At 62.1% G+C, this 25,812-nt stretch carries 22 protein-coding genes and 3 tRNA genes; 16 read left to right on the forward strand and 9 right to left on the reverse strand.

Annotation, left to right across the window (positions count from 1 at the left end):
* Nucleotides 1-39 precede the first annotated feature (39 nt).
* The 3 genes from lepA (at nucleotide 40) to CFR80_RS07420 (ending at nucleotide 3,453) form a co-directional block, all read left to right on the forward strand.
* A complete protein-coding gene (gene lepA / locus CFR80_RS07410; RefSeq protein ID WP_010514632.1) occupies nucleotides 40-1,845 on the forward strand; it encodes a translation elongation factor 4 in 1,806 nt (601 codons plus the stop codon).
* 143 nt (nucleotides 1,846-1,988) lie between these two features.
* Nucleotides 1,989-2,079, forward strand: a tRNA-Ser gene (locus CFR80_RS07415).
* Between the two features lie 549 nt (nucleotides 2,080-2,628).
* Nucleotides 2,629-3,453: an SDR family NAD(P)-dependent oxidoreductase gene (locus tag CFR80_RS07420; RefSeq protein WP_042658870.1), complete on the forward strand. Its 825-nt coding sequence runs from the start codon at nucleotides 2,629-2,631 to the stop codon at nucleotides 3,451-3,453.
* A gap of 158 nt (nucleotides 3,454-3,611) precedes the next feature.
* Here the strand turns inward: CFR80_RS07420 and CFR80_RS07425 are convergent, their stop codons facing one another.
* Complete coding sequence (locus CFR80_RS07425) at nucleotides 3,612-4,979, reverse strand: 8-oxoguanine deaminase (RefSeq protein ID WP_010514630.1); 1,368 nt, start codon at nucleotides 4,977-4,979, stop codon at nucleotides 3,612-3,614.
* 223 nt (nucleotides 4,980-5,202) lie between these two features.
* Here CFR80_RS07425 and CFR80_RS07430 point away from each other — a divergent pair, with 223 nt between their 5' ends.
* On the forward strand, nucleotides 5,203-5,766 hold the full coding sequence (locus tag CFR80_RS07430; RefSeq protein WP_042658872.1) for a DsbA family protein: 564 nt from the start codon (nucleotides 5,203-5,205) through the stop codon (nucleotides 5,764-5,766).
* Nucleotides 5,767-5,977: 211 nt separating this feature from the next.
* On the opposite strand, the gene CFR80_RS07435 is transcribed toward CFR80_RS07430, so the two are convergent.
* A tRNA-Thr gene (locus tag CFR80_RS07435) sits at nucleotides 5,978-6,052 on the reverse strand.
* Between the two features lie 97 nt (nucleotides 6,053-6,149).
* On the reverse strand, nucleotides 6,150-8,279 hold the full coding sequence (locus CFR80_RS07440) for an AsmA family protein (protein WP_010514626.1): 2,130 nt from the start codon (nucleotides 8,277-8,279) through the stop codon (nucleotides 6,150-6,152).
* Nucleotides 8,280-8,479: 200 nt separating this feature from the next.
* Here CFR80_RS07440 and ilvD point away from each other — a divergent pair, with 200 nt between their 5' ends.
* Nucleotides 8,480-10,342 (forward strand): dihydroxy-acid dehydratase, encoded by a 1,863-nt coding sequence (gene ilvD, locus CFR80_RS07445; RefSeq protein WP_010514624.1) that lies wholly within the window; start codon nucleotides 8,480-8,482, stop codon nucleotides 10,340-10,342.
* A 72-nt stretch (nucleotides 10,343-10,414) separates the two neighbouring features.
* On the opposite strand, the gene CFR80_RS07450 is transcribed toward ilvD, so the two are convergent.
* Complete coding sequence (locus tag CFR80_RS07450; RefSeq protein ID WP_042658869.1) at nucleotides 10,415-10,627, reverse strand: hypothetical protein; 213 nt, start codon at nucleotides 10,625-10,627, stop codon at nucleotides 10,415-10,417.
* 554 nt (nucleotides 10,628-11,181) lie between these two features.
* Here CFR80_RS07450 and CFR80_RS07455 point away from each other — a divergent pair.
* The gene (locus CFR80_RS07455; RefSeq protein ID WP_010514621.1) at nucleotides 11,182-11,853 is read left to right on the forward strand and encodes a hypothetical protein; all 672 of its coding nucleotides are present in this window, start codon (nucleotides 11,182-11,184) and stop codon (nucleotides 11,851-11,853) included.
* 99 nt (nucleotides 11,854-11,952) lie between these two features.
* Here CFR80_RS07455 and CFR80_RS07460 read toward each other — a convergent pair whose 3' ends face one another.
* Complete coding sequence (locus tag CFR80_RS07460) at nucleotides 11,953-12,138, reverse strand: hypothetical protein (protein ID WP_010514619.1); 186 nt, start codon at nucleotides 12,136-12,138, stop codon at nucleotides 11,953-11,955.
* A 95-nt stretch (nucleotides 12,139-12,233) separates the two neighbouring features.
* Here CFR80_RS07460 and CFR80_RS07465 point away from each other — a divergent pair, with 95 nt between their 5' ends.
* Nucleotides 12,234-13,064 carry a DNA/RNA non-specific endonuclease gene (locus CFR80_RS07465; protein ID WP_010514618.1) on the forward strand — a complete coding sequence of 277 codons (831 nt, stop codon included), beginning with the start codon at nucleotides 12,234-12,236 and terminating at the stop codon, nucleotides 13,062-13,064.
* Between the two features lie 26 nt (nucleotides 13,065-13,090).
* On the forward strand, nucleotides 13,091-13,372 hold the full coding sequence (locus CFR80_RS07470; protein ID WP_029329499.1) for a hypothetical protein: 282 nt from the start codon (nucleotides 13,091-13,093) through the stop codon (nucleotides 13,370-13,372).
* Between the two features lie 107 nt (nucleotides 13,373-13,479).
* Here the strand turns inward: CFR80_RS07470 and rpsI are convergent, their stop codons facing one another.
* Both rpsI and rplM read right to left on the reverse strand, forming a co-directional pair.
* Nucleotides 13,480-13,983 (reverse strand): 30S ribosomal protein S9, encoded by a 504-nt coding sequence (rpsI, locus tag CFR80_RS07475; protein WP_010514615.1) that lies wholly within the window; start codon nucleotides 13,981-13,983, stop codon nucleotides 13,480-13,482.
* Nucleotides 13,984-13,988: 5 nt separating this feature from the next.
* The gene (gene rplM / locus CFR80_RS07480; protein WP_010514614.1) at nucleotides 13,989-14,471 is read right to left on the reverse strand and encodes a 50S ribosomal protein L13; all 483 of its coding nucleotides are present in this window, start codon (nucleotides 14,469-14,471) and stop codon (nucleotides 13,989-13,991) included.
* Nucleotides 14,472-14,702: 231 nt separating this feature from the next.
* On the opposite strand from rplM, the gene CFR80_RS07485 reads away from it, so the two are divergent.
* Together CFR80_RS07485 and CFR80_RS07490 are read left to right on the forward strand one after the other, a co-directional pair.
* A complete protein-coding gene (locus CFR80_RS07485) occupies nucleotides 14,703-16,049 on the forward strand; it encodes a hypothetical protein (protein ID WP_010514613.1) in 1,347 nt (448 codons plus the stop codon).
* Entirely contained in the window at nucleotides 16,049-16,909 is an 861-nt protein-coding gene (locus CFR80_RS07490) for an NAD-dependent epimerase/dehydratase family protein (protein WP_010514611.1), read from the forward strand. The genes CFR80_RS07485 and CFR80_RS07490 overlap by 1 nt, the downstream gene beginning before the upstream one ends.
* A 50-nt stretch (nucleotides 16,910-16,959) precedes the next feature.
* On the opposite strand, the gene CFR80_RS07495 is transcribed toward CFR80_RS07490, so the two are convergent.
* Together CFR80_RS07495 and CFR80_RS07500 are read right to left on the reverse strand one after the other, a co-directional pair.
* Nucleotides 16,960-17,035: transfer RNA gene (locus tag CFR80_RS07495), tRNA-His, on the reverse strand.
* Nucleotides 17,036-17,078: 43 nt separating this feature from the next.
* Nucleotides 17,079-18,284: an aminotransferase gene (locus tag CFR80_RS07500; RefSeq protein WP_029329498.1), complete on the reverse strand. Its 1,206-nt coding sequence runs from the start codon at nucleotides 18,282-18,284 to the stop codon at nucleotides 17,079-17,081.
* A 144-nt stretch (nucleotides 18,285-18,428) separates the two neighbouring features.
* Here CFR80_RS07500 and CFR80_RS07505 point away from each other — a divergent pair, with 144 nt between their 5' ends.
* From CFR80_RS07505 to CFR80_RS07530, 6 genes are all read left to right on the forward strand, one after another.
* The gene (locus CFR80_RS07505; protein WP_010514608.1) at nucleotides 18,429-18,767 is read left to right on the forward strand and encodes a P-II family nitrogen regulator; all 339 of its coding nucleotides are present in this window, start codon (nucleotides 18,429-18,431) and stop codon (nucleotides 18,765-18,767) included.
* A 122-nt stretch (nucleotides 18,768-18,889) separates the two neighbouring features.
* Entirely contained in the window at nucleotides 18,890-20,350 is a 1,461-nt protein-coding gene (glnA, locus tag CFR80_RS07510) for a type I glutamate--ammonia ligase (protein WP_039736534.1), read from the forward strand.
* A 215-nt stretch (nucleotides 20,351-20,565) separates the two neighbouring features.
* Nucleotides 20,566-21,609, forward strand: coding sequence for an NAD(P)H-quinone oxidoreductase (locus CFR80_RS07515; RefSeq protein WP_181418176.1), 1,044 nt, complete (start codon nucleotides 20,566-20,568; stop codon nucleotides 21,607-21,609).
* Between the two features lie 11 nt (nucleotides 21,610-21,620).
* Nucleotides 21,621-22,412: an alpha/beta fold hydrolase gene (locus CFR80_RS07520; RefSeq protein WP_010514604.1), complete on the forward strand. Its 792-nt coding sequence runs from the start codon at nucleotides 21,621-21,623 to the stop codon at nucleotides 22,410-22,412.
* 129 nt (nucleotides 22,413-22,541) lie between these two features.
* Complete coding sequence (locus CFR80_RS07525; protein ID WP_010514603.1) at nucleotides 22,542-23,702, forward strand: energy transducer TonB; 1,161 nt, start codon at nucleotides 22,542-22,544, stop codon at nucleotides 23,700-23,702.
* Between the two features lie 29 nt (nucleotides 23,703-23,731).
* Nucleotides 23,732-25,186, forward strand: a complete 1,455-nt coding sequence (locus tag CFR80_RS07530; RefSeq protein WP_010514602.1) for an AMP nucleosidase — start codon at nucleotides 23,732-23,734, stop codon at nucleotides 25,184-25,186.
* Nucleotides 25,187-25,812: the final 626 nt, after the last annotated feature.

Here is a 25,812-nt window from a genome sequence, read left to right on the forward strand (position 1 = left end):
GCGGCTGACTTTCTCCCCGATTTACACTATGTCTCGCCCATGACCGACACGCCCCTCTCCCTGATCCGCAATTTCTCGATCATCGCGCATATCGACCATGGGAAATCCACCCTGGCCGACCGCCTGATCCAGGCCTGCGGCGCGCTGACACAGCGGGAAATGACCAATCAGGTTCTGGACAACATGGATCTGGAACGTGAACGTGGCATCACCATCAAGGCGCAGACCGTGCGCCTGTCCTACCCCGCGGAAGATGGCAGGACCTATGTCCTGAACCTTATGGACACGCCGGGCCACGTGGACTTCGCGTATGAGGTCAGCCGTTCGCTTGCCGCGTGCGAGGGGTCGCTGCTGGTGGTCGATGCGTCACAGGGGGTCGAGGCGCAGACACTGGCCAACGTGTACCAGGCCATCGACGCCAACCATGAAATCGTACCGGTCCTGAACAAGGTCGACCTGCCCGCCGCCGACTGCGCACGGGTGAAGGAACAGATTGAGGAAGTGGTCGGCATCCCGGCGGATGACGCGGTGGAGGTGTCGGCCAAGACCGGTCTGAACATCGAGGCCGTTCTGGAAGCACTGGTCAAGCGCCTGCCGCCGCCCACCGGCGATGCCGAAGCCCCGCTGAAGGCACTGCTGGTCGATAGCTGGTACGACCCGTACCTGGGCGTCATCACGCTGGTGCGCGTGAAGGAAGGGCGCCTGAAACGCGGCATGCGCATCCGCATGATGTCTACCGGCGTGGTGCATCAGGTCGATCAGGTAGGCGTATTCGCCCCGCGCATGACCAACGTGGACGAACTGGGCCCGGGTGAAATCGGCTACATCAACGCCGCCATCAAGACCGTGGCCGATACCAACGTGGGCGACACCATTACCGATGACCGCCGCCCGGCCAGTGAACCGCTGGCGGGCTTCAAGCCCTCCATCCCCGTGGTGTGGTGCGGCCTGTACCCGGTCGTGGCCGATGATTTTGAAAAGCTGCGCGACAGCCTGTCCAAGCTGCGGCTGAACGATGCATCCTTCCACTACGAGGCCGAAACCTCCGCCGCCCTTGGCTTCGGTTTCCGGTGCGGGTTCCTTGGGCTGCTGCATCTTGAGATCATTCAGGAACGCCTGAGCCGCGAGTTCAACCTCGACCTGATCGCCACTGCCCCCTCCGTCGTCTACAAGATGCTGCTGACGAATGGCGAGACGGAGGAACTGCACAACCCCGCCGACATGCCTGACCTGTCCCTGATCGAGAAGATCGAGGAGCCATGGATCAAGGCCACCATCATGGTGCCGGACGAATACCTTGGCGCGGTACTGACCCTGTGCAGTGAACGCCGTGGCATACAGGCGGACCTGACCTATGTCGGCAACCGGGCCATGGCGGTCTACCGCCTGCCGCTGAACGAGGTCGTGTTCGACTTCTACGATCGCCTGAAATCGGTCACGCGCGGCTACGCCAGTTTCGACTACCAGATGGACGGGTATGAGGAGAGCGATCTCGTGCGCATCTCCATCCTCGTCAATCAGGAACCGGTGGATGCGCTGTCGTTTATCGCCCACCGCTCCGCCGCGGAAACGCGCGGGCGGTCCATCTGCGCCAAGCTGAAGGAGCTGATCCCCCGCCAGTTGTTCAAGATTGCGGTGCAGGCGGCCATTGGCAGCCGGATCATCGCGCGTGAGACCATTGGCGCCATGTCCAAGGACGTGACGGCAAAATGTTATGGCGGTGACATTTCACGTAAGCGCAAACTTCTGGAAAAGCAGAAGGAAGGCAAGAAGCGCATGCGTCAGTTCGGCAAGGTCGAAATCCCGCAGAGTGCGTTCCTCGCCGCACTGAAGATGGACCAGTAACCCCCTGCCCGGCCTGCCGCGCCACAATCGCGACAGGCCGGGCGGGCATGGCGTTTTCTACTTGCGCCAATGAAAATTGGTGATATGTTCCGCCGCATCGGACACCGCCACCAGACATGGGGGCATGCAGTCCGGTACCGGCTGGAGAGATGGCCGAGCGGCTTAAGGCGCACGCTTGGAAAGCGTGTGTACGTTAATAGCGTACCGTGGGTTCGAATCCCACTCTCTCCGCCACGTCCCTTTTCCCCTATAAAATCAGTCAGTTAGATACTGCCGACGTTGCAGTTGTGCATGGTATCGTGACATGTGCATCGTTATATATCGTAAGATATGAACGATATGCACACCATCTTCCGACGTGCCGGTGCACGGACATGGAGCATGCGCTTTCATGTGCCGCGTAAGTGCTGCCAGGACATAGGCAGGGCTTTTGGTGCCAGAAGCGGGCACAAGGCGGAAGCAGTCAAAACTGCTGGGCACGACCGACTGCAAGGAAGCGGTGGGCCGCCGCACATTGGCACCTGAAAAGATACGCAATGAGATAGACACATCCCCTGTCCGGTCCGGGAATTGTTCGCATTATGAATTAATGTCATCGAGACTATGGATCAGACGAGAGCGATCCGGTTCTCGACGTATCATTTTATGACAGATACCATGGACATGATCAGGCAGGGGGTAGACATTCCCTTTCATCGCAGGGAAAAGCCCTTGCGGAATGCCGGGTCGGACGCGTATCAGGCGCTACGACAGGGCATTGCGGTCAGGGAAGTAAGTAGTTCGTTGGAAAATAGTAATTTAAAGGACAGGACCGGTACGCCAGCAACAGGCAGGATCGCCGTCGTAACAGGGGCTACCGGCGGTATTGGACAGGCACTGGTGCGCCGCATGCTCGGGAGTGGCTACCGCGTTGTCATATTATCCCGACAGGTACAGGCGGACATGCCCGGCGTCACATCGATTGCCTGTGACCTGACCGATATGGACAGCATACGCACGGCTGCCGAAACAATCCTCACCCATGCCCCGCAGCTGGATGTGATCGTACATTGCGCGGGAATCATCACGCCCCGGGCAGTTGGCGAAATGGACACGCAGGAAATTGCCGACCAGATCGCGGTTGACCTGGCCGCGCCGATTGAACTGACCAATACCCTGTTGCCCGCCATGCGGCGCGGGGGGCATATCGTGTTCGTCAATTCCATGGCGGCAGTTTTCCCGCTGGCAGGCAGCAGTGTCTATACGGCCGCCAAATTCGGCCTGCGCGGTTTCGCCCGTGCGCTGGAACAGGAACTGCGGCCCCGGCGCATACAGGTGTCATCCATCTATCCCGCCAGCGTCAATACGCCGATGCTGCGCCGTGAAATGGATGCTGGCGGGTCGATATACAATTTCATCGACCAGCCGCAGGAACCCGATGTTACGGCGCAGCGGATACTGGAATGCTGTGAACGCAACAGCCGGGAAATTTTCAGTTCCGTCTTTGACAAACTGTTCACACATGCCTGCCTGGCGTCGCAGGGGCTGCTCAACCTCAGCCTGCCGGTCATGAAGATTCTGGGCCGGATGGGCTACCGCACCTATAAACGACGCACCTCACGCATGTGACGGATCAGGGATTGCTTCAACCTGCCGGTTCATGAATCGTCGTACAGATTAAACAGACGTTTCGAATGAAGCTGTTTTCAAAACGCTTCGAAGAACACCGCCTTTTTGAAAAAAAGGCGGCAGATGGAAACCTTTGTTCATTTCCGGTCAGCGACGTATCAGGATTTCTCCAGCAGTTCGCGGGCCAGCGCATTATGCTGGCGCGCCAGTGCGGCCGGGTCATGCGCCGTGAACTGGCCATCGCGGATCAGCACCCGGCCATTGACAATGCTGCATGACACCCTGCCCGGCGTACAGAACACCAGTGCCGCCACCGGGTCAGACTGCGCGCCCGCATGGTCGATTCCGCGCATGTCGAACGCCACGATATCGGCGGCCATGCCGGGGGCCAGATAGCCGACATCATGACGCCCCAGCACGGCGGCACCACCACGGGTTGCCAGTTCCAGCACCTCACGCGCCTGCATCATGGGCCGGTTGTCAGCCGTGGGCAGCAGACGCCCCAGCAGCATGGCCTGACGGGCCTCCCCCAGCATATGGCTGCCATCGTTGGAGGCCGAACCATCCACCCCCAGCCCGACCCGCATGCCCGCCGCCACCATACGGCGCACGGGGGCAATGCCTGAGCCCAACCGCATGTTGGAACACGGACAATGCGCCATGCCGGTATGGGTCGCGCCAAAACGGTGAATGCCCGCATCATCCAGCTGCACGCAATGGGCATGCCAGACATCGCTGCCGATCCAGCCGGTGTCCTCGGCATATTCGGCGGGGGTCATGTTGAATTTCTCGCGGCTGTAGGCAATGTCGCTGGCGTTTTCCGCCAGATGGGTATGCAGCATCGTCCCTGTTGCACGGGCAAGGGCGGCGGCATTGCGCATAAGGTCGCGACTGACGGAAAAGGGCGAACAGGGGGCCACCGCCACCCGCAGCATCGCAAGCGGTGCCGGGTCATGGTAGGTTTCGATCACGCGCTGCATGTCCGACAGGATGGCGTCCTCATCTTCCACAACCCGGTCTGGTGGCAGGCCGCCCTTGCTTTCCCCGACACTCATCGCGCCACGGGCGGCATGGAACCGTATGCCCATCTGCCCTGCCGCCTCAATTTCATCATCCAGGCGCGCGCCATTGGGAAACAGGTACAGGTGATCGCTGGTGGTGGTGCATCCCGACCACAGCAGTTCCGTCATGGCGGTACAGGCGGACACACGGATCATCTCCGGCGTCAGGCCCGCCCATATGGGATAGAGCGCCTGCAGCCACCCGAACAGGGACGCATCCTGTGCTGCGGGAATGACACGAGTCAGGGTCTGGTACATATGGTGGTGGGTATTGACCATGCCCGGCATCACCACATGCCCCGTCATGTCCATGACATCATCCGCGGCGGGCAACGGGTCCGCTGGCGTGCCAATAGCTGCGACCTGCCGGTCCCGCACCAGTACCCATCCCCCTTCGATTTCGCGCCTTGCGGCATCCATCGTGACCAGACGCAGCGCATTCTTGAGCAAAAGGGTGCGGACCATGCAATACCACCATACGGGAAGGGAAAACGTTCCGTATATGCCGGTTTTTACGCATACTGACCATATGGAAGAACATGTCCACATGGCGGAATCAGGCGCTGCCTGCATGATGGATGCATCCGGTCCACAGGGTAGAAAGACAGTGGATGAACCGGCAGGCTTCCCCCATGTTCCATTGATCGGGACAATCCTGTCGCCACCACAGCATGAAGGAACCAGCACCATGCCAGCAACCCCTGCTCCCCTGCATGTCGATCCACTTGCATGGGGACATGGCCCGCGTAATTTTGAAGCCTTCCTTGAACCGACCTGCCCGTTCTCGTGCCGGGCCTTCAGCAAACTGCCCGACCTGCTGGAAAAGGCTGGCGCGGACCGGATCACCATCAGGATCCGCCTGCAATCCCAGCCATGGCACATGTTTTCGGGCGTCATCGTAAGGTGCATCCTTGCGGCCTCCACGCTGGAAGGGGGCAAGGAAGCCGCCCGCACCGTCATGGGGGCGGTGGCTGCGCACCGCGAGGAATTCGAATTTACCGATCACTGCGCCGGTCCCAACATGGATGCGACGCCAAACGACATCATCAAACGGATCGAGCGCTACAGCGGCCTGCAACTGGCGAAGGCCTTTGCCGTGCCGGAATTGCAGAAAGCCATCAAATGGCAGTGCAAATACAGCCGTCAGAACGGTATCCACGTCTCCCCGACCTTCATGGTGGACGGACTGATCGATCCCGCCATCAGCAGTGGCGATACGGTCGAGGCCTGGATGGACCGTATTTTCGCGTGAGGGACTGTCGCCAGCCTGAATATCAAAATTTCCGGTGAAGCCTTTTTCAGAGCACGCCAGCACCGCCGCCTTTCCAGACAGAGGCGGCACCGCCAGGTCTGGCTGATCTGACAGCCTGGCCCACGCTGTCTTTTTTGCCGGGGTCGTGTACGGAACATGCGTCGCATGCGCCCCGTGCGCTTTTTCTAAATCACTGTTTTATAAGGAAAGATGGTGCCGGGTGAGGGATTTGAACCCCCGGCCTTCGGTTTACAAAACCGCTGCACTACCACTGTGCTAACCCGGCATGGCAGCGGAACCCCGTCGGGCATGCCGACGGTTCACTGCACCTGTTTCCCCTTTTTGCCGAAATGCCCCATATGGTCAAGCAGGGATTCCGCCCTTTAATGCGCGGCCATCCGGTGTGCCCACACGGCACGGATCCGCTCGCGCTCCGCACGGCTCAGCCCACCGGATACCGCTGTGTCCGCCGGTCGTGCCGCCGCAGCAGCCCTGTGTGCGCGCGCAGCGCGACGCATGGGGCGGGAGGCATGGGGCGCGATGCCTGCTGCGGGGTTTTCGTTTACCTCCCTGATCGCCTCGGCGCAGGACGACTGCTTGCCCACGCCTGCCTCGATCGTGGGCAGAAGCCCCACGGGGGAGAAGACGAAGCCTGTCAGCACGGATGCCACGGCGCGGCCGATCACCTCCGCCCCGGGCATGATGCTGGGATGCTTCAGCGGACCGGTAATGTGCAGCGGACCGGGGAAGGACGCGATGGCGAAATGGCGCGAGCGTGTCAGCAGGGCATATTTGATGGTGTTGTCACTGAAGTTGATGTCCCCCTTGCCCACCGTGGACGTATCGCCCGTTTCCATCAGCATGGTCTTGGTATGGAACACCCCGTCACGCAGCGGCATGTCCGCGATCAGGCATTTCAGGTCGGTCTTCGCCGGCAGGCCAAGGGCGGACAGCAGCGCCTTGCCCAGTTCCAGCCCCAGCAGGTCAGGCAGGATGGCGGAAATATCCCCGCCTTCATCCAGCGCCATGGTCACGCCGCCATTGCCATCGCCCACGATCTGGGCCAGCGACTGCCCATGGCCATGGACCATGATATGACCGCCGATCGTTCCCTGCCCCTGATAATTGCCCAATGCCTGCATGAGGCGGGAAAGGTCGATCTGCTCCATGTCGATACGGATGCGCGCGTCAACGCCATTTCCCTGCGGCACGAAGGTGCCGCTGCTGGCAAGCCGGCCCTTGCCCACGCCAAAGCTCAGATGGTGGACATCGATCGTCCCGTCCTGGATATCGACCAGCGCATCAATGTTATCCAGCGGCACATGCCGGTTTTCGATATGGTCCCCATGATAGGCCAGATGCACGTTGGTGGCCTTCAGCTTGGGCATGTTGATGGGCGTGGTGGGCAGGACGGCACCACTGGCCTCATGCGCCTTCTGTTCCGCCGCCTGCTGCGCGGTGGAGGGACGGTCCCCCGGCGTGGCCCCGAAAAAACCGCCAAGGTCCGCCAGGTCCACATGGCGCGAATGCAGTTCGGCATCCACGAATGTCACGACCTGATGGGGATCGACGCTCAACGTGCCGCCAAGGTCGCTGGAACCGACCATGCCCTCGAAATCATGAAAACGCACGCGCCGGTCATGGTAATCAAGGCTGCCCGCCACATGGTAGGCAGGCGTCTGCGGAATCACCACGCCGGTCAGCGGATACAGCAGCGACATGTCCGGCCCCGCCAGCGTCAGCCGCAGGCGCGCGCCCCGGAACGATATCGGGTCATCCACCGATCCCACCAGCGTCAGGCGCGTGGGACCGTGATGCACCTCGACATCCACGGGATAGGGTTTCGTCCTGTCCGCCAGCGACACCAGTGCCCCACCGGAAAAATGCCCCGTAATGGCCTGCCCGGTATAGGTACCGCGCACATCCGCCACGATACGCGCCTGCGCATCCCCCTTCGCGGGAGTGGTGTGCACCTGCGCACGCATGTCGCTGCGCAGGCCCGCATGCACGAAATGCAACTGCCCGTCGGCAATGTTCAGTTCGCCAATCCGCGGCATGGCGGTGGACCCGCCATCACCGCTGCCGGGAAAATGGTAATTGGCCGTGCCGTCACGCCTTTCATCCAGTTCCACAACCGGCCTGTCCAGCGCGATGACCGGCAGGTCGACCATTCCCCCCAGCAGGTGCCACAGGTTGATCCCCACCATCAGATGGTCCGCCGTGGCGAAGGGTGGCAGGGTGGCGAACCCGTCGGGTTCGTCGATACGCACGTCATCTGCGGTGATACGGATCACGCGGCCCGGATGCACATGCAGATGCGCAATCGTGACCCTGCGGCCCAGCGCCGCCTCCGCCCGGCGTTCCACCAGCGGGATGAACCAGTCCCATGACCAGAAGATGACCAGCGCCAGGACAGCCACAGCCAGAACCCCCAGCACCGGAAAGCGTATCTGCGCCAGCACGCCACGCCGCTGCGTTCTGGATGATCCATCCTGACGGTCCGGTTCTGGCATGCCGCGTGCGCTCCTTGTGCAATGACGGGTACGATATCAGATGAACGACTGGCCGTATGTGGAGTTGCGGCCCCTGCCCGCACCCTTAACCACCCACGGTTAACGGCAGGTTTGGACTGGCGCACGGCGCGCGTGTCCTGTATGCGGTCAGGCAATATCGTTCCCCTATGCTAACCCGATTGTCGCGAGAGGTCACTGTCATGCCCGCCTATCGTTCCCGCACTACGACCCATGGCCGCAACATGGCCGGTGCGCGCAGCCTGTGGCGTGCAACCGGCATGAAGGACGGCGACTTCGGCAAGCCGATCATCGCCATCGCCAATTCGTTCACGCAGTTCGTGCCCGGTCATGTCCACCTCAAGGACCTGGGCCAGCTTGTGGCGGGCGCCGTGGCCGAAGCCGGCGGCATTGGCCGGGAGTTCAACACCATCGCCGTGGATGACGGCATCGCCATGGGCCATGGCGGCATGCTGTACAGCCTGCCGTCGCGCGAACTGATCGCGGATGCGGTGGAATACATGGTCAACGCCCACTGCGCCGACGCGCTGGTGTGCATAAGCAACTGCGACAAGATCACGCCGGGCATGCTGATGGCGGCGATGCGGCTGAACATCCCGACCATCTTCGTCTCTGGCGGGCCGATGGAAGCGGGCAAGATCATCAATAACGGCACCGAACAGCAGGTTGACCTCATCACGTCGATGGTGGCCGCGGCCAATTCCGATGTCAGCGATGAACAGTCGGCCACGATCGAACGCTCCGCCTGTCCCACCTGCGGGTCATGCTCGGGCATGTTCACCGCCAATTCCATGAACTGCCTGACCGAGGCGCTGGGCCTTGCACTGCCGGGCAATGGCAGTCTTGTCGCGACCCATGCCGACCGCCGCGAACTGTTCGAGCGCGCGGGCCGCGAGATCGTGGGTCTTGCCCGTCGCTGGTACGAACATGACGATGCCACCGCCCTGCCGCGCAGCATCGCCACCAAGGCCGCGTTTGAAAACGCCATGTCGGTCGATATCGCCATGGGCGGGTCCACCAATACCGTGCTGCACCTGCTGGCGGCGGCGCATGAGGGCAAGGTGCATTTCACCATGTCCGACATCGACCGCCTGTCCCACAAGGTGCCCAACCTGTGCAAGGTCTCGCCATCGCGCATGGATATCCATATGGAGGACGTCCACCGCGCTGGCGGCATTCCCGCCATCATGGGTGAACTGGCCCGCATGGGGCTGCTGAACATGGATGCCCCCAGCGTGCATGCCCCCGATCTGGGTGCAGCCCTGGCCAGATGGGATATCAGCACCAGCACGGCCGATGAGGACGCACGCACCTTCTTCCGCGCGGCCCCCGGCGGCGTACGCACCACGGAAGCATTTTCGCAGGCCAGCCGATACAGGGCGCTGGATACCGACCGCGCGAATGGCGCGATCCGTGACGCGGAACATGCCTACAGTCAGGATGGCGGTCTTGCGGTCCTGTTCGGCAACCTTGCGGAAGATGGCGCCATCGTCAAAACGGCGGGCGTGGCCGACAACCTGCTGACCTTCACCGGGCCTGCCCGCATTTTTGAAAGTCAGGATGCCGCCGTGTCCGCCATCCTCGGCAACGAAATCGTGGCAGGCGATGTGGTGGTCATCCGCTACGAAGGGCCGAAGGGCGGACCGGGCATGCAGGAAATGCTGTATCCGACCAGCTACCTGAAGTCCAAGGGGCTGGCCGAAAAATGCGCCCTGATCACCGATGGCCGCTTCTCCGGCGGCAGTTCGGGGCTGTCGATCGGCCATATCTCGCCCGAGGCGGCGGAAGGCGGCATTATTGGCCTTCTGCATGAAGGCGACACCATCGAGATCGACATTCCCAACCGCATCCTGCGCACCACCGTCACGGATGCAGAACTGGCCGCCCGCCGCGACGAAATGGAAGAGCGCGGCGACCGGGCATGGCAGCCGGACCGCACGCGCGAGGTCTCGGTCGCCCTGCAGGCCTACAGCGCCCTGACCACCAGCGCCGCGCGCGGGGCGGTGCGTGATGTCAGCCAGCTTGGCCGCCGCACCAGCCGCTGACGCATCCGGCGCACTGCGACAGACAACGCCCCGGCGGGACAGACTCCCGCCGGGGCGTTGTGCGTTCTGCGGCTATGCCTCGCGGAAGGCGATGGCCTTGTGCCCCATGCGGCGGAAAGTCGCCGTCACCCGCTGCTTCAGCGCCACCAGATCGGGAAGGATGGCGTTATGCATCGAGCGGACGCTGTCATGAGTTGCGTAAAAACGCAGCGAGGAGGCAATGCCCGTTATGATGGCCGCCCCCACGAACACGCCATCCACTTCTATGATCTTTGACTCAAACATGGTTTCCTGACCCATACCATCGGTCTGCCAGCCCGCGTGGTCCCCCCATGGGGCGAACCGTCCCGCATGCTGCCGCCGACAGTATTCTTCTGATTTCCGTTACCCGCCGCAAACGCGGCAGGCAGGTGGAAGTTCCCCCGTCGCAAACCCGCAAAAACCTGTTTCTACAGGGGGTTGCCGGATACGGCCTGCGGCATGCGACAGGACATCCCGACACCTTACGGTAGCGGGAATGCAGGCCTGAAAAAGACGATTATTATGGCATTTCCATGACTTCTGGAAATATGGCAGACAGATATCAAAGAAATACATGATGTACATGACGGAACTGAAATATTTATCTTTCAGTGATAAAGTATATGAACCTTCCGGTCTGTCTACGGCCCCTTCATGCACATGATGGTATCTGGCTTCAGGTCTTGCACGACAGGCACTGGACTGCCCATATTGCGTAAGGCTGATATGCCGCCGCCACCCCGTGACAGTCGGGGAAGAAAGCGGTTCCCTGCCACCATGACAGTCAATCCACACCCTACACAGACCGGTGCACTCTCTTGCCTAGCCTGACACGTCCGACCTTTCCCGCATTTCCCGCCCTGTTCCATGGCGCATTGTATGGCGCGGTCCTGTGCCTTGCCCTGCCGGGCGGGACAGGCGTGGCGCATGCCGCATCCATGACCTATCCCGCACCCATCATGGGCACGGAAACGACCGCGCATGCATGGGGCATCGACACGCGCTTTGCCCAGACCGCGCCTTGCCAGGTCGAGATGACCATAAACCAGTCGGTTTTCATGGCGCATATGCCCGAGATGATTCAGGCTGGCCTGTTCAATACACAGGTCACGCCCGCCCTGCAGAAGCAGGCGCCACATTATCTTATGAACACATTGCAGATGGACGTGACGCCGGGGTTCGTCCACACGCTGTTTACCCAGCGCGGCGCGCCCGCACGCTGCCATTTCGCATGGTTCTACACAGCCCCGGACGGGACGCGCCATCCCATGGTGAGCTTTGACATGACCCGTCAGGCGCATGATCGCATTGACTGGGCGCATCTGCGTTTTGGCGACATGTTGACGGCAGCGCAGAACCCGGTGGTGGATCGGGAATTTGACGTACAGGTCAATCAGGAAACGATCGATGTGACGATCGCGCTGTCCAGAAATGGCGAGATGCCGGATCTGCCCACCCCCACCAGTGCGACAGGGTCACGCGCGCCCTAGGAACTGTCTGAAAAGTCCGGAAATGCCGCCTTTTTGAAAAAAGGCGACGCCCCAAGATTTTTCCGTTTTCTTATCAGTAGGTTATTTCAAAATACTCTTTTAGTGGCCATGCCCGTTGACCATCTGGATGACAAGATCGGCCACCGCCACGATCACCAGTACGATCGTCACTATACGCAGGCCAAGGCGAAGCACGCGCTTGCGCCCCGTAAGCGGCAGGTCCCGACGGTGCAGGATAAAAGGCCCCGGCTGGTCAGGGTTTCCCGAATCAGGTTGGTCGGCCATTGCCCTGCCCCATCAGATGTTTCATGGATAGGCCCCGTTTTAACAGAACATATGGATAACGCCAGACCGTGTCCCGACGCTGCCCTGCCCTATGCATGACACGGTATGTCCTGCCTTTCCTGATCGGCCTCATGGCCCTGGTCCTGCCCCATGCCGCACGCGCCGAAGGGTGCGCGGAACTGGGTGCGGGACAGCAGCTGCCCACGCTGGACAATGCGAAGCTGTCGCCCCGGACGCAGCTTCTGTGCAATGCCCGGTACGCCGTGCTGTATTCCGGCCTTGCGCGCGAACCCCTGTGGTCGGCGGAACATCTGGATGCCGCCATGGTCCGCGCGGCCATGTCCACCCCACGACGGGGCGAATTCCATACCGACCCGCGCATTGCACCAGGTGAACAGTCGGAACTGGAGGATTATGTCCGGTCCGGCTTTGACCGGGGGCATATGACCCCGTCGGGCGATATGCCAGATGAACAGACACAGGAAGAAACGTTCCTGCTGTCCAACATCGTGCCACAACGCGCCGCGCTGAACCGGAGCCGATGGGCGGAAATCGAATCGGGGGTGCGCAGACTGACCCTGCGCGAAGGCGAACTGTATGTGGTGACCGGCCCCGCCTTCCATGCCCGCACCCTGTCTGCCATTGGAAGGGATCGCGTGCTGGTACCCACCTCGACATGGAAAGCCGTATATGATCCCCGCCGTGAACAGACGGGGGTATATGTCTGCCATAATGTGTCGCGCGCGCCCGGCTGCAGTCATGTCAGCGTGGCGGAACTGACCCATATCACCGGGATCGACCCCTTTCCCGCCCTGCCCGCACGTATGAAGCAGGTCTGCATGACGCTCCCCTTTGGTACGACGCGCGCACGGAGCACAACCCGTCACCGCCGCAGCACCCGCCATACCTATTACCGGTGGTGGTAGGTCCATTTTTCGCAGGAGACATGATCATGACCACCCATCGCCCGACACCACAACACGACACGCCCCTTGTCCCCTTCGCCAATAACAGCGACAGCCGCACCATTGGCGGCATGACGGTGGAAAACGGCACCGACAGCATCGCCTTTTACGGCCAGACGGATCTGAGCCGCGATAAGGCCGGGCTGGAACGCGCGCAGGCGCTGCTGGCCTTCATGCAGCAGGTCGTGAGCACACTCGAGGCCCAGAAGGGCCTGCCTGACGCATTGCCGCCGCGCACACCGACCAGGGTCGCCAATCCCTTTGCCTGATCCGGCATGCTGACCGTATGGGCCTGATGCACAACGGGGCCGGTCCATTGCTGGACCGACCCCGTTGAAAAACCCGTATCCCGTGGCATGCCACGGGAAAAGCAGGATCAGCGCTTGCTGAACTGGAAGGAACGACGTGCCTTGGCGCGACCGTACTTCTTACGTTCAACAACACGCGAATCGCGCGTCAGGAAGCCGGCAGCCTTCAGGATGCTGCGCAGCGCGGGTTCGTAATGGGTCAGCGCGCGGCTGATGCCATGACGGACCGCACCGGCCTGACCGGACAGACCGCCACCAACGACCGTGCAGTACACGTCGAACTGGTTGTAGCGATCGGCAACCAGGAACGGCTGGGTGATCAGCATGCGCAGGACCGGGCGGGCGAAGTAGGTGCCGACCGGACGGCCATTGACGATGATGTCGCCCTTGCCCGGCTTGATCCACACGCGGGCGACGGCGTCCTTACGACGGCCCGTGGCATAGGAACGGCCCTGCGCGTCGCGCTTGGCTTCATAGACGGGTGCGGCTTCCTGCGAGGCGGTTACCTGACCGGAAGCAACGGCTTCCTTGAGGTCGGCCAGCGTGCCTGTACGTTCTTGGGTTTCAGACATGGAGTTCAGCCCCCGACCTTCTGGGTGTTGACGGCGTTCTTGCGGTTCATTGACGCAACATCGAGAACCTGCGGCTTCTGCCCTTCGTGCGGATGTTCGCTACCGGCATAGACATACAGGTGCTTCATCTGCGCGCGCTGCAGCGGGCCACGGGTGATCATGCGCTCGACCGCCTTGCGCACGACATCGCCGGGGTTCTTGCCGGTCAGGCGCTGGGTGATGGTGCGTTCCTTGATCCCGCCGGGGTAGCCGGTGTGGTAGTGGAACAGCTTCTGGTCCACCTTGTTGCCGGTCAGGCGGACCTTCTCGGCGTTGATGACGACAATGTTGTCGCCGCAATCAACATGCGGGGTGAACTGGGGCTTGTGCTTGCCGCGCAGGCGCTGGGCGATGATTGCCGCCAGGCGACCCAGGACGAGGCCTTCGGCATCGATCAGGGTCCAGCCACGCGTCACCTCTGCGGGTTTCAGCGAAAGTGTGGTCTTCATGGATTCAGTGTTCCGTCCAGTAATGTAGCGGTAACAGGTGGCGCGTTATCATCCGTACGCGACGCAAACGTCAAGCACATAATCCCGTACAGGCGGCATTTTTCCGGTAAAAAAACGTATGTGGTATCATGATACCGCACATCTTTCCGCAGTCCCTGCCCCACTGGCGATTGCCCAAGGGGGCTGGAATGCGATAGCACTCAGTTCAAGGTCATTACGGATATCAGGCTCGTGAAGAAACTCTATCCCGCCATTCCCCTGCTTATACTGGTGCTGCTGGTCGGCAGCTGGGGGGTGCATCACTTTGCCCAACGCAGGCTTGAGGCCGGCATTGCCGACTTCAGGGCCTCGATCGGGCCTGACGCCTCCTTCAGCTACGCCACGGCCCGGCCGCGCACGCTGGCGCGCGGCGCGCACTTCACCGCCGTGACCTACCACAACCCCGCCATGACGCTGATCGCAGCGGACGTGCGGCTGGGTGGCCTGACCGGCAACAACGTGCAGGGCGAAAAGATCGGCAGCCTGGTGCTACGCGATGTGAAGGTCATGACCGCCAGCAACACCATATCGCTGGACCAGGTGGAACTGGGCAACCTTGTCCTGCCCAATACCGCACGGGTGACGGGTGACATGGCCCGCCCGCTGGGGTTCGATTCCCTTGTGCTGGACCGGGGGGCGTTCACCAACCTGCATGTGGCGATTCCCGCCAGCCAGACGGACGTGACCATCGGGCGCATGGCCGTCAGCCAGTACGGGACGGGGCGGTCGTCGCACCTTGATCTGGACCGGCTGGCGACCCAGATCAACCTGACGCCGACGCGCCGCATCTCCGTCGAGCATATCGTGGTGGATGGCCCGGATTTCGCCAGCGAGGTCGCAAGCCTGATCCAGTCGGGGCACCTGGTTCATGAACGCCATCCGCAGACCATGGACCTGAAGAAGGTCGAAATCGACAGCACCCACCCCATGCTGCAGATCGACCATGTCACCACGTCGCGCTTCTCCACCGAAACCGAAGACAAGATGGATACGAAGCTGGACCACCTGACCCTGTGGGCCACCGGCACGGACAACCCCTCCATCCTCAACGCCTTCGGCTATGACCATTTCAGCGGCAACCTGCACGCCAACAGCACCAGCGACCGCAGCGCGGGCCGCGTGCATCTGGAACCGCTGACCATCGAATCCCCCGATATGGGCAACCTGACCATGGTGGCCGAACTGGACCAGATCCCGTTTGACGACATGGCCATCATTCCCGAAACCGCCCGCATCGTCTCCGCCGCCATGACGTGGGACGACCTGTCGCTGGCCAACCATGTGGTGGCGGGACTGGCCAAAAGCCGGAACATGGATGTGGATACCTACCGACAGAACCTGCTGGCCGCGCTGGCCACGTCCGATGATGCGTCGATGCGCGCAATGGGCCGCTTCCTGCAGTCGCCGCAGGACCATCCGCTGCAGATCGCCCTGCGCCCGATGAAGCCGGTCAACCTCATGATGCTGGGCGTTGCCCTGTCCATGGCGGGGGACCCCTCGGTCGCAGCACCCCTGGGCCTGACCATTTCCACACCCTGATGCCCGATGGCGGGCCGGTCCATGTCATTGGCGCGACCGGCCGTTCGGGCCTGGCGCTGTGCCATGCGCTGAACGCGCGCGGACAGGCCATCATTCCCATCGTACGCAGCCTGCCCCGATGGCAGGCAACGGGCATGGCCTGTCCTGCCCGCATGGCCGACCTGCTGGCTGATCCCGCTGCGTTGCGGGCAGCGCTGGCAGATGCCACATCCATCGTGCTGACCGTCCATGCCCGTCATCTGCCCGCCGTGCTGGCGACGGCCCCTGACACGGCCCGGATCGTGGCGCTGGGCAGTACGCGCATCTTCACCCGCTGGCCCGACGCGCATGCCCGTGGCGTGCTGCACGGCGCGCAGGCTCTTTCCCGGTCGGGGCGGAACGGCGTTCTTCTGCACCCCACCATGATCTATGGCGCGACAGGGGAAGACAATGTGCAGCGTCTGGCCGCCCTCATGCACCGGCTGCCCATCCTGCCGCTGCCCGGCGGCGGGACATCACGCATCCAGCCCATATGGCAGGACGACGTGACACGCGCCATCCTTGCAGCACTCGACCGCCAGTGGGACGGCCCCCACAGCCTGATCATTGCAGGTGGCGACCAGGTCACCTATCGCGATTTCACGCGCCACGTCGCCTGCGCCGCAGGTATGCGGCCCCGCCCCGTTATGCCCGTGCCCGGATGGCTGCTGATCGCGGCGGCCCGGCTCAATCCGCCCGGCCTGCCACGCATCATGCCCGCCGAGGTGCGGCGCCTGCTAGAAGACAAGATTTTCGACATTACTCCCATGCGCACGCAACTGGGGCTTGTGCCCACACCGCTGGCAGTGGGGTTGGAACGCACGTTCAGACGACCCGGTTAACGCAACCTGCCGCCAGACGTCGTATTCATCATTTTATCAGGAAAAAGGGTTGGGGCGAACGACGGGGATTGAACCCGCGACAACCGGTACCACAAACCGGCGCTCTACCAACTGAGCTACGTCCGCCACAACTGCGCAGTCATTTAGAGAAACTGCGCGCGTGCGTCAACTACCGTTTTTGAATTTCCGCAAGATTTCCTGCACACAGCCGTTCCCGCACGGATTGCAGGCGCGCAACGGCCCCTGCGATCACCTCCGCCTTCTTACAGAATGCAAAACGGACATAACGGGCGGGAATATCCGTCCCCCGGCTGTCATAGAAGGCCGAAACCGGAATCGCGGCCACCCCCACATCACGGATCATCTGCTCACAGAACGCGACATCATCACCCGCAAAGCCAAGCGGCGCGATATCGGCAATCAGGAAATAGCTACCATCCGACGGCAGCACCGACAGGCCCGCACGCACAAGCCCGTCCGCCAGCGTGTCGCGCGCGCCCCGCATGCCGTCCGCCAGCTGGTGGAAATAGGCCGTATCCTTGTCCAGCCCCATCGCCACCGCGCGCTGCAGGTTGGGTGCCACGGTAAAGGTCAACAGCTGGTGCGCCTTCGTCACCAGGTCCGCCAGTGGCGCGGGCGCCGTGACATACCCGACCTTCCACCCGGTCATGGAAAAGCTCTTGCCCGCGCTGCCAATGCGGATCGTCCGTTCCTGCATGCCCGGCAATGTCATGAGCGGCAGATGACGGGCGGCACCAAAGGTCAGGTGCTCATACACTTCGTCACACACTGCATAGGCATCATGCTGCGCCAGCAGGCCCGCAATGAATTCCAGTTCGTCGCGCGTAAACACCTTGCCGGTCGGGTTCATGGGCGTGTTCAGCAGGATCGCCTTGGTGCGCGGGCCGAACGCCGCCGCCAGTTCCGCGCGCGGCAGGTCCCAGTGCGGCGGGGCCAGCCGCACCTTGCGCACGACGGCGCCCAGCATTTCCAGCACCGGCACGTAGGTGTCGTATAACGGTTCGAACACCACCACTTCGTCGCCACGGTTGACCAGCGCCATGAGGGAGGCGGTAATCGCCTCGGTCGCGCCGCAGGTCACCACCACCTCACGCGCGGGATCGACCGTAATTCCATAAAACCGGGCATTGGACCGCGCCACCGCGCCCCGCAGTTCCGGCAGCCCCGCCAGGGGGGGATACTGGTTGCGGCCGTCACGCAGGGCATCGGCCGCGGCGTCCACCATGTCCGCCGGACCTTCGGTATCAGGAAAACCCTGACCCAGGTTGATGGCGCGATGTTCCACCGCCAGCGCCGAAATGACGGAAAAAATGGTGGTCGGCAGCCCCGAAAGCAGCGAATTGGCGGGTTTCATCGTATCATCCTGTCCCTGCGGGCGTGTGGCGGCCCGCATGCGCACATGTATTTTTGCCTTCGCATCCGATTGCCTGAAATCCAAAGCCATGCAACCCTGCCTGCGCCAGACAGACGGCACGAGACGGAAGACAGACGAAGCAGCATGAAAAAGATCGAGGCCATCATCAAGCCCTTCAAGCTCGACGAGGTGAAGGAGGCCCTGCATGAAATCGGTCTGATGGGCATTACCGTCACGGAAGCCAAGGGCTTCGGCCGGCAGAAGGGCCATACGGAACTGTATCGTGGCGCGGAATACATCATCGACTTCCTGCCCAAGGTAAAGCTGGAAATCGTGTGCCCGGACGACATGGTCGAGCGCGCGATAGAGGCCATCATGGCCGCCGCCCGCACGGGACGCATCGGGGATGGCAAGATATTCGTCACCCCCGTCAGCGAGGTCATCCGCATCCGCACGGGCGAACGCGGCGCCGATGCGGTCTGAGGCCCGGACTGCAAACATGGGTCCCATGGCAGCAGCCCTATCGACAGCCGCCTTCCGTTTCCGTAACCATAGCCGCCGCGCCGCATGGAACGGCACACCAAAGTCAGGACAGGTAAATTAACATGGCAAAAAAAGCACAGGCCCCGGCCGCGGCCTCCACGCCGTCACATTCAGCCAAAGCCATTGCGAAGGTCTTTGAGATCATCAAGGAAAACGCGGTCGAGATGGTTGACCTGCGTTTCACCGATCCGCGTGGCAAGTGGCACCACACCACCCAGTACGTCACCACGATCGAGGAAGACACCTTCCGCGAAGGCTTCATGTTTGACGGCTCCTCCATCGCCGGATGGAAAGCCATCAACGAAAGCGACATGATCCTGCTGCCTGACCCGACCACCGCGGTTATGGACCCGTTCTCCGCCAAGCCGCAGCTGATCCTGATCTGTGATATTGTCGAGCCGTCCACCGGGCAGTTCTACAACCGCGACCCGCGCGCGACCGCCAAGCTGGCCGAGCAGTACCTGCAGTCCACCGGCCTGGGCGACACCGCGTTCTTCGGCCCCGAAGCCGAATTCTTCATCTTTGACAGCGTGCGCTTCGGCACCGGCCCGAACTTCGGCATCTACGAGCTGGAAAGCATCGAAGGCCCCGGCGCGTCGCTGAAAGACTATCCCGAAGGCAACATGGGCCACCGCCCGGGTGTCAAGGGCGGCTACTTCCCCGTGGCCCCGGTTGACAGCGAAGGCGACCTGCGCGCCGAAATGCTGACCACCATGGGCGAGATGGGCCTGCCCATCGAAAAGCACCACCACGAAGTCGCGCAGTCGCAGCATGAGCTGGGCACGAAGTTCGACACCCTGGTCCGCTCCGCCGACTTCATGCAGATCTACAAGTACTGCGTGCACAACGTCGCCCATTCCTATGGCAAGACGGCAACCTTCATGCCGAAGCCGATCTATGGCGATAACGGTTCGGGCATGCACGTGCACCAGTCCATCTGGCGCGATGGCAAGCCGACCTTTGGCGGCAACGGCTATGCCGACCTGTCGGATGAGGCGCTGTACTACATTGGCGGCATCATCAAGCACGCCAAGGCGCTGAACGCCTTCACCAACCCGTCCACCAATTCCTACAAGCGCCTGATCCCCGGGTTTGAAGCGCCCGTGCTGCTGGCCTATTCCGCCCGCAACCGTTCCGCTTCGTGCCGTATCCCGTATGCGACCAGCCCCAAGGCGAAGCGCGTCGAGGTGCGTTTCCCCGATCCGACCGCGAACCCCTACCTCGCCTTCGCCGCCATGCTGATGGCGGGCCTGGACGGGATCAAGAACAAGATCCACCCGGGCGATGCAATGGACAAGGATCTGTACGACCTGCCGCCGGAAGAGCTGAAGCAGATCCCGACGGTTGCGGGTTCCCTGCGTGAAGCCCTGACGGCGCTGGAAGCCGACCACGAATTCCTGCTGGCCGGTGGCGTGTTCACCAAGGACCAGATCGACAGCTACTGTGAAGTGAAGTGGCAGGAAGTCTACAAGTTCGAACACACGCCGCACCCGGCTGAATTCGAAATGTACTACTCCGTCTGATCCCGGTTTTCCCACGGGGAACCTGACAGACAAAAGCGCCGGGACCGACAGGGTTCCGGCGCTTTTTTCATATCCGCCCCCCTCCGCCGAGGTGGGCAACCGGGATGGGGGTGCACACGTTTGCTCGATTCCCGACCATGCACACTGGTCCTGCCCACCATATCGCCTACACCTGAGTCCTGCATGCCGCACGTACACGCCTTACGAGGACAGACATGACCCAGCACATACCCGATACCATGCAGGCCATTACCTTCAGCCAGCCCGGCGGCCCTGATTCCCTGTGCATTTCCACCCTGCCGGTGCCCCGGCCCACCGGGGGGAACGTGCTGGTCCGCGTCATGGCGGCGGGGGTCAACCGACCCGACATCATGCAGCGCCAGGGACTGTATCCCCCGCCGCCGGGGGCCAGTCCCCTGCTGGGGCTGGAAGTGGCGGGCGAAGTCGTGGCCACCGGGCCGGATGTCCCCACCGACAGCTTTCCCACCGTCGGCGCGCGGGTGTGCGCGCTGGTCAATGGCGGGGGCTATGCCCAGTACTGCACCGTACCCGCGGGCCAGTGCCTGCCGTGGCCCACGGGCTTTGACGCCATCCATGCCGCGGCCCTGCCCGAAACCTTTTTCACCGTCTGGTCCAACCTGTTCATGACGGCCGGCGTGAAACCGGGGGAAAGCGTACTGGTGCATGGCGGCACCAGCGGCATCGGCACCACGGCCATCCAGCTGGTACGCGCCATGGGGGGCACGGTCTATGCCACGGCGGGGACGCAGGACAAATGCACGCTGTGTACCGCCCTTGGCGCCACCGCCGCCATCAACTACCGGACCGAGGATTTTCCCCAGCGCATAAAGGACCTGACGGACAGCAGGGGCGTGGACGCCATACTGGACATGATCGGCGGCGCATATCTGGATGGCAACCTGCGTTCTCTGGCGACGGCGGGACGGCTGGTCATAATTGCCCTGCAGGGCGGGGCGAAAGCCGACGGCGTCAGCCTGGCGCGCATCATGACCCGCAGGCTGGTGGTCACCGGCAGCACGCTGCGCCCGCGTGACGCCGCGTACAAGGCAGCCATCGCCCGCCAGCTGGAAGAACGGGTGTGGCCGCTGCTCGCCCGGCGCAGCATCCGTCCGATCATCCATGCCACCTTCCCCTTTGCGCGGGTTGCCGATGCCCATAAACTCATGGAAAACGGAACGCATATGGGCAAGATCATGCTGGACCTGCAGCACCTACCCACGGATACGACACGACGATAGGGACATAGCCGGTGCTACTGAACGTCATTGAGCGCGGACCTGAAGACGTTACCCCCGATACGGCCGGACGCCCGCCCATTGTCCTGCTGCACGGTCTGTTCGGGCGGGCACGCAACCTTGGCTTTTTCCAGCGCCGCCTTGCCACCACCCGCCGCACGCTGGCCATCGACCTGCGCAACCATGGCGACAGCCCGCACGGGCTGATGGACTATTACACCATGGCCGCCGACCTGCTGGAAACGCTGGCCCACCACAACGCGCTGCCCGCGACCCTGGTGGGCCATTCCATGGGGGGCAAGGTGGCCATGACGCTGGCGCTGACCCGGCCGGGTATGGTGCACAGCCTGCTGGTGGCCGACATCCCGCCCGCACGCACGGGGCACGGACAGTTCGCGCTGGGTGAACAGATGCTGCGCGTGCCGTTCCCGCCCTTCCTCAACCGTGCGGGCGCGGACAGGCTGCTGCAGCACTACATTCCCAATACCGATGTCCGGGCGCTGATGCTGCAGAACATCCGGGTGGGGGAAAATCCCGGCTGGAGCATCGGCCTGCGCGAAATCGTGGAATCGCTGCCCAATGTGGAAAACTGGCCTTACATACCCGAAGGCTACACTTATCCCGGGCCCACGCTATTCCTGGCGGGCGGCAATTCCCCCTATATCCGCCCGGAGCATTATGCCATCATGCGGCGGCTGTTTCCGTGCTACCGTCTGGAACAGATAGAACAGGCAGGGCACTGGCTGCATGTCGAAAACCCGGAAAGATTTGCGGAACTGCTGGAAAATTTCACAGAAAAGTACTGAACCGCCTTCCGTTACACATCCGGTCCTTGACAGACCCCCCGCCTGCGTCAGTTATGCTGACGATATAACAGGGCAGGCAGGCGCGCGGCCCCGACAACAGACCAACATGGCGGAGACCCGTAGCCTTTCATGACGGTGACACTCAGTCCCTCCTCCCGGCGGCGCAATGCCGTGGAGCCCGTACTGATCCCGCGCCGCACACAGTCCGGCGCCAGCCTGCCACCCGATACGGCAGGGGAGCAGTACCAGCCGCCCGAGCGTGAACGCCTGCTGACGGGCGCTGTCGTGCCGCAGCCACCGGGTTACCGCAAGTTACGCCCCACCATGTCGGGCCTGATCCGCCCCGATACGGAAGAAACGCCCGGTCCCGGCCGGGCCATCGCCATATCGGGGCTGCTGCACGCGGCCCTTCTGGCGGCCATCCTGATTGAATCCAGCCACCACAGCCAGCATGGTTCTCCCGACGCCACGCAGTCGGAACCACAGGTGGAAATGGTCTTCTCTCCCCCGACCTCCAGCGGGTTGCAGGGGCAGTCCTCGCCCGACATGGCGGGCGGGCAGAACGCGCCGCGCCAGCAGCAGGACCAGCAGCAGCCCACGGCACAGGAAAAGACCCCCAATCCGCAGCAGAGCGAGGAGGATTCCTCCCCCTCCCCCAATATGCCGACGCCCGAAGTCCCCTCTGCTCCGCCGCTGAGCGACGCACCATCCGACCTGTCGGTGCCGCAGTCCGAACGGCACGACACGTTCAATCCGTCCATGCAGAGTTCGGGCCACGGCAACCATCCGGCCCAGCAGGCGCATAACCAGTCCTCGGCCACGGATTACCGGGCGCTGGAACATCCCCGCAACTGGTCATTGTCGTCATCGCCGCTGCCACGGCGCAACCAGCGCGGGCGCGCGGGCGGCACGGGCGGACCGATCGACCTGTCGCTCGGCCCGCTGGTCAAGAATGGCAAGATCAACGCCCCCTATTCCTCCAGCACGCAGATCAAGGGGGTCAGTGATGATTACGGCAGCGAACTCGACCGCTGGATCCGCAGCCATATGTACTACCCCGAGGAAGCCGCCCGCGCGGGTGAGGAAGGCCCCTCCTCGGTGCATGTGGAACTGGACCGTGACGGGCATGTAACCAAGGTGCGCCTGACGGGACAGTCAGGGTCGTACTACCTTGATGCCGCGACGGTGGGCATGTTCCGCAATGCGCAGCTGCCGCCGGTGCCACCGGACATGCAGGGGGACACGTTCCCCATCGACCTGACCATCAACTACATCCTGATCCGCCGCTAGGCGCGTCAGGCAGACAGAGGACCGCCGCCATGGATACAGCACACCTCCTGCAGCAGGTCGGACGTGATTTCCAGCCGTTCGACACGGCAGATGCCGCCGTGGCCCGCATTACCGAATTGTATGATCATGCGGCAGAGCTGATCCGCCACGCTTTCTCCACCCGTGACACAACAGGGCTTGCGGACGCGGTCTATCCCTACCTGGCCTTCATGCCGCAGAGCGCCCTGCCATCCGATGGGCCACGACCGCCCTTTGATGTCGTTCTGGAGCCGGGATTTTATGGCACCACGCTGACCCGGCCCGCACTGTTCGCCGATTACTGGCGTGAGCAGATCGAAAGCCTGCTGCGCCATTACAGGACGCCAGTCATGGTCGGACTGTCGAAACAGCCGATCCCGCTGTCATATGTAATGGAAGAAGCGGTCACGTCCCTGACCGAATCGGACCTTGCATGGATCCAGTCGCATTTCGCGCTACCGGACCTGCATGTTACCGATGATTCGATCGCCAACTGCGACTATATTCCCCGCCCCGGCGTGCCGCGGCCACTGGCGCTGTTCACGGCGGCGCGCACCGATTATTCGCTGGCCCGGCTGCACCATTACACCGGCACGGCGCCGCGTCATTTCCAGCGTTTCATCCTGCTGACCAACTACCAGCGTTACGTGGATGCGTTCCGCGACTACGGTCATGCGCAGGTGGATACGGGATCCGAATACACGACCTTTGTCGAACCAGGCGAGATCATCCACACCCGCGACACCCCGCACGCCCCCACCCATGCGGGTCAGAGCCTGCCGCAGATGCCCGCCTATCACCTGTGCCGCCCCGATGGTGACGGCATCACGCTGATCAACATTGGTGTCGGCCCTGCCAATGCCAAGACGATCACCGACCATCTGGCGGTGCTTCGCCCGCACTGCTGGCTGATGGTGGGTCACTGCGCGGGACTGCGCCGCAGCCAGAAGCTGGGGGATTACGTGCTGGCCCATGGTTACCTGCGCGATGACCATGTGCTGGATGATGACCTGCCGCCATGGGTGCCCGTTCCCCCCATTGCGGAAGTGCAGATGGCGTTGCAGGACGTGACCGCACGCGTCACCGGCCTGCATGATGCCGAAGTGAAGACACGGCTGCGCACCGGCACCGTCATGACAACGGACAACCGCAACTGGGAACTGCGGCTTGGCGCACTGTTCACCCGCATCAATACCTCCCGCGCCATTGCGGTGGATATGGAATCGGCCACCATCGCGGCCAACGGGTTCCGCTTCCGCGTGCCCTATGGCACGCTGTTATGCGTATCGGACAAACCACTACATGGGGAACTGAAGCTGCGCGGCATGGCCAACGCCTTTTACCGCGAACGCGTGCGCCAGCACCTGGTGGTGGGGATCGAGACCATGCAGCAGTTGCGTGCCCAGGGTGTGGACCGCCTGCATTCACGCAAGCTGCGCGGGTTTGATGAGCCGGCTTTCCGCTAGATGCCTGCCTGAAAGGTCTGCTTTTGAAAGTTTCTGGCGAAGCTTTGTGCAAAAAGCTTAGGGAAATATCGTCTTTATAAAACAAGGCGACACCCAGAAACTTTCCTTATCAATGGGTGGTTTTCAAACAGCGTCTAAGGAGCATTCCTCTGGTTCGTTGATAAGGAATGACGCCTGTATGCAGGTTGCATTCCTTATCTGATCCTGCTGCAGGACAACGCCCTCAGACATCCAGGCACCATTCACTACGACCACATCTCGATGTGATTGCGTTCGCATACTTTCTGAGGAATGCATCTCAATCTGTTCAGGATGCATATCATCCCCAGAGACGAACCAGTGGATTGCTACTGTTTTCTACCTTCAATAAATATACGCCTAGTTTGTAATGAGTTTTGCCGCCCTGTTAACATAATTTATGTATCTGGATTCAAAACATGACATGATGTATGCAATATATATAGTTATCAATACACACATTATGGCTGAAAGTATCAATGGATATTCATAAGGTCCGATTTCATTAAGAGCCCGATCCGAAAGTTTTTCAAGCTTGACAATGCCTTGCTGTCCGTCGTGTGAGCATGCGGATCGAGGCGATCAATGTCCATGCGGTTGAGGACGCA

Source organism: Komagataeibacter oboediens, from assembly GCF_003207815.1.
GTDB lineage: Bacteria > Pseudomonadota > Alphaproteobacteria > Acetobacterales > Acetobacteraceae > Komagataeibacter > Komagataeibacter oboediens.